7 protein-coding genes are annotated in these 8,499 nt (G+C 36.9%); 6 read left to right on the top strand and 1 reads right to left on the bottom strand.

The window, feature by feature from the left end; genetic code table 11:
• Nucleotides 1-804: 804 nt before the first annotated feature.
• The 5 genes from Q3F21_RS26620 to Q3F21_RS26600 all read left to right on the top strand — a co-directional run bounded on the left by Q3F21_RS26620 (nt 805) and on the right by Q3F21_RS26600 (nt 6,213).
• Nucleotides 805-1,536 carry an ABC transporter ATP-binding protein gene (locus Q3F21_RS26620; RefSeq protein WP_021619381.1) on the top strand — a complete coding sequence of 244 codons (732 nt, stop codon included), beginning with the start codon at nt 805-807 and terminating at the stop codon, nt 1,534-1,536.
• Entirely contained in the window at nt 1,499-3,979 is a 2,481-nt protein-coding gene (locus tag Q3F21_RS26615; RefSeq protein ID WP_040301224.1) for an FtsX-like permease family protein, read from the top strand. Before Q3F21_RS26620 ends, Q3F21_RS26615 begins: the two co-directional genes overlap by 38 nt.
• Before the next feature lie 500 nt (nt 3,980-4,479).
• The gene (locus tag Q3F21_RS26610; protein WP_340259539.1) at nt 4,480-4,803 is read left to right on the top strand and encodes a PadR family transcriptional regulator; all 324 of its coding nucleotides are present in this window, start codon (nt 4,480-4,482) and stop codon (nt 4,801-4,803) included.
• A complete protein-coding gene (locus Q3F21_RS26605; RefSeq protein ID WP_021619378.1) occupies nt 4,796-5,359 on the top strand; it encodes an HAAS signaling domain-containing protein in 564 nt (187 codons plus the stop codon). Before Q3F21_RS26610 ends, Q3F21_RS26605 begins: the two co-directional genes overlap by 8 nt.
• A complete protein-coding gene (locus Q3F21_RS26600; protein WP_340259532.1) occupies nt 5,359-6,213 on the top strand; it encodes a DUF4097 family beta strand repeat-containing protein in 855 nt (284 codons plus the stop codon). Before Q3F21_RS26605 ends, Q3F21_RS26600 begins: the two co-directional genes overlap by 1 nt.
• Nucleotides 6,214-6,685: 472 nt before the next feature.
• Here the strand turns inward: Q3F21_RS26600 and Q3F21_RS26595 are convergent, their stop codons facing one another.
• Complete coding sequence (locus Q3F21_RS26595; RefSeq protein WP_245191303.1) at nt 6,686-6,919, bottom strand: LuxR C-terminal-related transcriptional regulator; 234 nt, start codon at nt 6,917-6,919, stop codon at nt 6,686-6,688.
• A 377-nt stretch (nt 6,920-7,296) separates the two neighbouring features.
• On the opposite strand from Q3F21_RS26595, the gene Q3F21_RS26590 reads away from it, so the two are divergent.
• Nucleotides 7,297-8,496, top strand: coding sequence for a phage/plasmid replication protein, II/X family (locus Q3F21_RS26590; RefSeq protein WP_340259528.1), 1,200 nt, complete (start codon nt 7,297-7,299; stop codon nt 8,494-8,496).
• Nucleotides 8,497-8,499 lie beyond the last annotated feature (3 nt).

The following is an 8,499-nucleotide window of genomic DNA, read 5'->3' as shown; positions in this document are numbered from 1 at the left end:
AACATTTGTATATGAAGGGTTCCATACATACCTGTGCATTTTGCTTCTTCTCTTTCAGGCAGACCCATAAAATATGATTCACAAAGTGATAAAATTGTTGTCGGTAGTGAATCAGGCGTATACCTTTCTGATCTTAAACCAACAGCACATGTTTACTGGTAGTTGATGTTGTGAATCCGTTACTTATTAAATAGGTAATAAAAAAATATAGATTGAGGTTAATAGACGCCTGTGAAAAAGAAACCGTGCATAAATTACTTGTAAAGGTTACAAAAAGCTGTTTATTAGATGACCACAAGTGACCACATTTTTGACCACGCACTTTAAGATACATAGGTGAATAAAAGGAAGCAGGATGATAAGTTATCGCATATCCGAAAACAAGGGGATTAAAACAGAATAGTTCTGAAATGACCTTAATAATAATGGAAGTGTAATCGGTACCTTTAAAAAAACACGAGCCAGAAACCTTTGATAATCACGGGTTTCTGGCCTTTTTTTGCAACGAGGAGATATAATATGGCAGTTATGCACCCAAATTTTGTTAGCGACTTGCGTATTTGGTGATCATTTGGTATACTGTGGTTATCTAATGAATAATATTCAGTAGTGATTTTGATTAAATAGTGGGGGTAAGTGTGATTATACAATTACTGATATTCAACTATCCCTAGATACCTAGTAATGGTGCAAAATTAGATGAAGTTATTGGGGATTTCCGTTTGACACAACTACGGACATACAACTATTTCAATTAGATTTATAATGTTGATAATTTTTGCTTAATATTAAGGAGGCATTAGTGTGATCATAACAAAGAACTTGGGAAAAGTTTATGAATCAGGTGAGCAATCTCATGTGGTTATAAAAGGGGTGGATTTGCAAATCAACAAAGGTGAGTTTGTCGCCATTATGGGGCCCAGTGGTTCTGGCAAAAGTACTTTATTGCATTTATTAGGGGGATTAGACACACCTAGTAATGGAGAGTTACGTATCGATGGTACTGAAATTTCTTCCCTTTCCGAAAAAGAACTTGCGTATTTTAGGCGAAGAAAGGTAGGTTATATTTTTCAGAATTATCAACTTCTACCTTCAATGACTGTTTCAGAAAATATCGCTTTTACCATGAACGCGGATGGAGTTCCTCAAAAAAAGCAAAAACAGCGAATTGCTGAATTAATTAAGTCTGTTAACTTAGAAGGAAAAGAACATTTTTTCCCCTCTCAGCTAAGTGGAGGCCAACAACAGCGTGTAGCTATCGCACGAGCTTTAGCCATGAATCCGTCATTAATTTTAGCAGATGAACCTACAGGCAATCTTGATCGAAAGATGGGAAAAGACATTCTGCATCTCCTTTCACGTTTGCATCATGATACTGGTCTTACGATTGTCATGGTAACTCATGATCCATATGCAGCTAAATTTGCAGAACGAATTTTGTTTTTTAAAGATGGAGAAATTCAATCTGATCATAAACTGGTGGAGGGAGAAAAAGATCATGTCATGGAAAATTTGCTGGCGAAACTTAATGCGTAAAAAACTACGTACTTTCTTTACCATTATTGCAATGATAGCTAGTGTTGCTATCGTACTAGCAGTATTTAGTTCTGTTGATTCTACAAAAAAATTAATTGAAAAGCAAATGCAAGAGAGCGAAGGAAATGCAACTTATGTTTTAGAAAGTAAGAATAACGCAATGTCTTCTGTTTATTTATCTAAAGTTAGACAGGTCAAAGCTGTTTCTGATGCTTTTGCTTCCCTATATGTGTACACCCAGTTTACCATACCAAACCTGAGCGAACTAAATGAGACAAATAACAGAATACGTATCACTGGACTTAGCAGTATAGACAATAGTATGAGAAAGTTAGTAGCAAAATATGGAGACATCAATCAGTCTGGTGCAATTATTCCTGAGGTTGCAGCGAAATTATGGAAGGTAAAACTTGGCGATAAAATTTGGTTTGATACCCCCACAGGGCGAAAGGAGATTGCCATTTCTGCTATTGTGGCCAATGGAGGTTTTTTTGAAAGTCCTTCAAATTGGGAAGCTGCTCAAGGCAAGAGATGGAGAATAGTCATTCCATTATCTACCCTTCAATCTTGGTATCAGCTTGAGAATATAGTAAGTGAAATTCGCGTGAAAACAACTGAGACAGGTGAAAAAATTGAAAGTGAATTGAAAACAGTCACCCAGGATAATAGCATTGTACTTCGACCTGTAGTTTTAGATGCAAAACAGACAAATCAAGTAGATGCGATCTATCAAATTCTCTATTTGATTGGCGGTTTGATCACTCTCATTAGTGGATTTATTGTATTCAACACTTTTTATATGAGTATTGGTGAGCGTAAGAAAGAATTTGCTATTATGAAAGCTTTGGGCTATATTCCTTATCAAATTGTTAAGTCAATTCTGATAGAGGTATGTCTTCTTTCTTTCATTGGGCTACTAGTAGGGATTCCAATTGGTCTACAGTTGGCGGAGGTATTAAAAAAATTGTTATTTACCTCTTTTAAGGCTACCTACAACGTCCCGACTGAACTTCAATTCGCTATTCTAATGGCCATACTAATAGGAATAGCCACCCCTATTTTAGCAGCATGTTTCCCAATGATTCAAGCAAGCCGTGTAAGTATAATCTTTATGATGAAAAGCGCAATGGGACCACAAATCGGATCTAAGCAGAGATGGCGAAGTTATGTAGGTTTTTTGCTCATCCTACTCAGTTTTTTCGCAAAAATGTTTTTTGGTGTTTTTCTATTTATTGGAACTATGTTCTTCTTCCCAAATATTCTTAAAGTCATATGTAAAGCATTTGCGAAAATAAATCATAAGATGTGGGGATTTGGAGGATTTGTAGCCTCCCAAAGTATCTCTCGTCACATTAACCGTACTGCAAATTCTTCATTTATACTGTCTATAGGGATTATCTGTACTATATTTGTTACCTCTGCCATTGAAACTGGAAGTCAGTATGCGAAAGACATCATTCAAACTACTTCGGGTGGAGATATGAATGTGAAACTAGACAAAATAGTTACGGATTCTGATGTAAAAACAATTCAGGAATGGAACGGTGTAAAAAGTGTAGCAATATATAAGGAAGAAAAAGTAACTTGGAAAACGCAAAAAGGACAACAACGTCAATTCCCTGTCATCAGTGTTAACGAAGACTGGGCAAAACAGTACCCATTGTTCAGATCGCAGGAATATTCAAACGAAAAACTATTGTATAAGCTTTCCCAACCCTATACAGTGCTTCTTGGACAGCGTTCGTTTGAGGAATGGGGAGGAAAAATAGGCGACAAAATTATGATCAATACACCCAAAGGAGAGCAATCCTTTGAGGTTGTTGGTGTTGTCGATACTTCCTTTATTCTGAAATACAAAGGGTATTTGGCTTTCGCTTTGGACTCACATTTTCAAGATGAGTTTGGTATGAAGGATGCAAAAAACATCTTGCTTACGTATAACAATCCGAGTCATGAGAGGAGTATCAAAGAAGAAATGCTAAAAAACTTCGGTGGGCAAATTAACGAACTAACTACCGTTAACTCAGACCTAGACCGAATGAAACAATCATTATCATCGACTCCATTTCACGCCTTATTATTACTGGTAATCCTTATTTCAGGCATCGGTATTGTAAATACCCTAATGATGAATGTAATGGAACGAACAAGAGAAATAGGTATCATGCGTTCCATAGGTTTTACTAACACTCAAACAACTAAAATGATATTATCTGAAGGACTTATGATCGGAATTACAGGTGTGATAAGCGGGATTCTTATAGGGTTTATCACGATTTACTTATACACTAAAACGATCAACTTGAACATAAATCCTGTAATCCCTTGGTCAACAATTGCAGCAGTTAGTATATTGGGTATTTTTACTAGTTTAGTTGCCGCATTATTGCCAGCTAGAAGAGCTGCAAGGTTACCATTAATTGAATCCTTAAAATATGACTAAGATATAGTGAGGTTTTCAATCGAACGATTGTGGATAGGTATCATTCCAGCCGGTATGCCGAAAGTCTATAGCATTAGTCGACCACTCTTGCTTTGCTTTCACAAAAAAAAGTTAGTGTTAGACAATTTTCTTGCAATCCATGAGGTGTAAGATTCGGAGTAACAAAGAGAAACTGGTTCAAGAAAATTCCCAAGAGCTTGTATCGTGTATGGAATCAAGGCGAGCGTCAGCTAGTGCTTAGCAAATACCCTTGGGGACGGAACGATACAAGCTAGAATTACAAGAGGAAACCGATAAAAGATGTGATAAATAGCCCTGATGTTTTGAATGACATTCTCACTGACTCTTGACAGTGCACCCTTACGTAACTTGCATATTCGCTAGGTATTTTGTATATTATTATTAATTACTGATTAATGCACAGTAGTAATTATTTTTCGGTAGTGGAACCTTTTTGTAGATAAAGTATATAATTTATCATCGAGTAGGAGTCAGAAAGTGTGAATATACAATTTAAAAAGGGTGTCTTAGAATTATGTGTTTTAGTCTTGATTGACGAGAAAGACCAATATGGATATGAGTTGGCACAGAACATATCAAAATATGTTGAGATCGCTGAGGGAAGTTTATATCCTTTATTGCGTCGTCTACAGAAAGAAGAATATCTACTTACTTATTTGAAGGAATCATCGGAGGGGCCTCCTCGTAAATATTACCAGATAACGTCTTTGGGGAAAAAGTATATGATGGAGCTTGTTTTAGAGTGGAACAAGTTTTCACAAGGAGTAAATCAACTAATAAGAGAGGTTAAAATTAGTGAATAATCCATCAACAAAGGAAGAATACATTCGTGTCCTAACTGAGCTTATCATGCCACTTCCCGAACAGGAGAGAAGTGAAATTCTGTATGATTTTCAGGAGCATTTTAATATGGGGGAAGCGGAAGGCAAGTCAGAGATGGATATTATTAGCGAATTGGGTTCTCCGCCTGAAATTGCACGAGATATTTTAGCAAACTATCATTTGGACAGAGCAGAGTCTGATCGTTCTGTCTCTAATATAACCAAAGCAGTCTTTGCAAGCATTAGTCTTAGTTTGTTTAATCTTATATTTTTTGTAGGTCCCTTAATTGTTGTCCTAGGAATATATATAGGTCTATGTTTACTATCTGTAGCCTTAATTATAGGCTCTATTGGTTTTCTAATTTTTATTATGGCAGACTTTTCTCAGATATTGTTTAAATTATTCTGCTCGCTGGCTTCTGGTGGAATAGGTGTACTCCTTGGTATATCGATGAAGTATCTAGGTATCTCTATTTATAATGGATTGTTAAAATACATTAAAATGAATGTAAGAATTGCAAAAGGAGGGAGATTGTAATGAAGAGATGGATTATACCTTCTGCCATAGTAGCCCTAATAGGCTGCATTGGTTTAGCAGTTGTTTTATTAGTTAATGGTTTGCCTAAAGACATACTTTCGGAAGAGAAAGAATCATTTGAAGAAAATAAGAAAGTGAATGCAGAGAATTTTAACCAAATAAAAATTTATATGGATGCCGGTAATTTACATTTTTACCCATCAAAAGAAGGGGATATCAGCATTCGTTATTATGGAACAGGGAATAAAAAAGGGATTGTCAATAATTCGCACTCTTTAGAAGTTCAAGAGAAGAACGACCAATTACTCATTTATACTAAATTATCCCAAACTTCTCTTGGTTTCTCTCATCTAACCGCTAACTTAGATATTACTCTTCCTGAGAAGTTATATCAAAGGATTCAGGTGGAAAATTCCGGGGGAAATGTAAAAGCTGAGTCTTTGCATGCCAATAGCGTGGATATCCAGCTATCCGCAGGGGATATTTCCCTTAGGAACATCTCTAGCCAATCCCTAAAATTGAATGCAACGGCAGGAAATACGGATATAGATAATGTAACTGGAGATATTACTGTTGATTCCGCCGCAGGAAATACAACCATTCATTTAGGGACGATACAACAAAATCTTAAAATTCATTCTTCAAGTGGAGATGTAGCTATCAATTTAGATAAGGAACCAACATCCCTCAAACTTGATTCTGAAGTTCAGGCAGGAAGCAGTAATGTAAATTTAAGTATGAATTACCAAGTTAAGTCAGACGATAAGATAAACGGCAAAATAGGTGCGGGTGAGCACGCTGTCGAAGTAGATGTTGAAGCAGGAAATTTTGATTTTGTTGTCACAGATAAATAATCCAAGGCTTGCTGAACAATACATAAAACGTGAGAAGTCGTGAAAAAATCAAACCTAAGGTCAGCTGTTAAGATAATTTTCGTAAAAGAGAACAGAGAGGAACAAGAACGTTTTACTCAGTGCGTGCTTGCAATCCAAAAGAGACGAGGTGGAAACCTTGTCAAGTGCACGAGACGACAGTTCTTTATTTCAATGCCTTTTGTGCCCCCTTAGATGAATTGAATCATTGGCTATGAGAAAGATGTATGGCGTACGAGAATCAAAAAGTTCCACGTTTCCCTCTGACTGTAATCAAAGCATAAGGAGAAAGATCAAATACTGCCTCTCCGTTCGAGGCGTCGAAAGGCGTAGAATGTAAATTTCTATTGGGACTTCAGGAACAGGAACTACGCAGTTTTCTATTGCTCTTGGGATGGAGGCTTACAGCAAGGTTTTCACTGTTCAGGTTTGGACTGCTGCCCTAGTCGATAGACTAACGCATTGTTTTTTTGCCAAGGGGGTCAATTTTTTGATGACATTCACAATAGTTTGTTGACGATCCAGCTTCAATAATCTTTACAGCTAATCCTACTCGTGATTTTACCCCCAACTTTTGAATTGCGGAGGTAATATGGTATTCTACAGTCCGTTTACTAATAAATAGAGAATCTGCTATCTCTTGATTACTTTTATCTTTTATAAGCTCTTCCGCTACTTTTTTCTCCATTTCTGTTAAAAAATGACTAGAAAAAGTGCTGCTAATATAAGATGGGACAACTTTAACTGGAAGAATCTTGAGAATGTTGTTGATACATACTAGGAGCATACTGTATTTAAGTAAGAAGAAAGTGAAAAATCCCCCAAGCGAGCCATTTTAATCGCTTGGGGGATTTTTTTTCAAATTTTTTTGGAATCCACTTAAATTTTTCGAGCTTTTTATTATATATCATACGAAGCCACCGATACGATGGTTTTCAACATGTGAAATAGAGAGGTGTGATTCGTTGTGAACCAATAGTATCACCGTACGCAACTATGCGCAACTGTTTTTTAGGCGAGTAGGAGTTAGTATAAAACATTTAACAAGAAGGGATTGTGAATCAGATGGCGATTGACACAGTTACATTACGTTCACCTTTTATTACAGAAGAGGTAGCCCAACGTATAGAGCTCCAAAGCATAAAGCGGCAAGGTGTGAATATGAAGTCAGGGGAATTGTTGTATTCCTTGACTACTGCTAGGTTAAAAGGTTCTTTTGATGCACGTATCTCAGTCAAAGTTGAACGCCAACAAAAGGGCTTTGATAACAAAATACCATATAAAAAGGATTGCTCCCCATTCATTACTTTAGAGTGCAGCGTGCATAAAGCGTTGATTGGACACAATGTTTATGGCGGTACAGATGATTTTCGGGCATCAATTCTTTGGCTAATTGACAAAGTTAATGAATTATTAGGAGTACAACTGCCACCAGCACCTCTATGGCAAGTAAGAAGAATTGATGTGGCAGAAGTTTTTATGTTGGTTTCAGAGCAAGCTGTACAGGAATGGTTTCAAGGATTAAAAATAAACGATACTTTCCGCAGGCGTAGTGTTTCCAAGTATGGACAACATGGATTGTTAGTGGTAGGAACAACAACATCTTTAAAGTTCTATCACAAAGGAAAGGAGTTTGCGAAACATGATGCAAGAAGGCTACTGCCGTTCACGGACGTTATCAAGGTAGCCGAATTGCAAGAGCTTGCAGATCGGCTATTACGGGCAGAAGTGGAAATAAAGACTAGAAAACTAAAAGAAGACTTTGGACATGTGCCGCTTGTTAGTGAAATTACAATTGACTATCTGAACAACCTCTTTGATAAAGAAGTTGGGGCATTTCTAAAAGAAGGAGCAAGTCGAGTAGGTAAAGTGATAACGGTCAATGCGGTTCGACAGAGACTAGTTAAAGAATATGGAGAACGTCGAGCCAAAACCTTGTTTAATACATGGCATCAATTGGCGACATTAGGGGAGCAGTTTGTTAAAGATAATCAAAAGCCAGCAACCTTTTATGAACATGTAAAACTCATTAGAAAAGCTGAATGTTCGTGGCATAGCACGGATTTACTTCTAAGAAGAACGGATGGACTTGTACCCGAAGGATTTTCACCAACTCGTTGTGATAAAAGAAGACTTACAGGAGAGCTTCCTGTTATACAGGAGAAGTTAAAACTGTACAGAGAGCGATCCTGTAGCGAAAATGTGTTATTAAACGAAGAAAATTCAAACGAACCTCTTGTAGGTTACTTTTTAGCCCCTCTTTAAACT

The organism is Brevibacillus borstelensis (assembly GCF_037834415.1).
Classification (GTDB): Bacteria; Bacillota; Bacilli; order Brevibacillales; family Brevibacillaceae; genus Brevibacillus; species Brevibacillus borstelensis_A.
The sequence above is the reverse complement of the archived record's forward strand: the minus strand, read 5'-3'. Positions and strand labels throughout refer to the sequence as shown.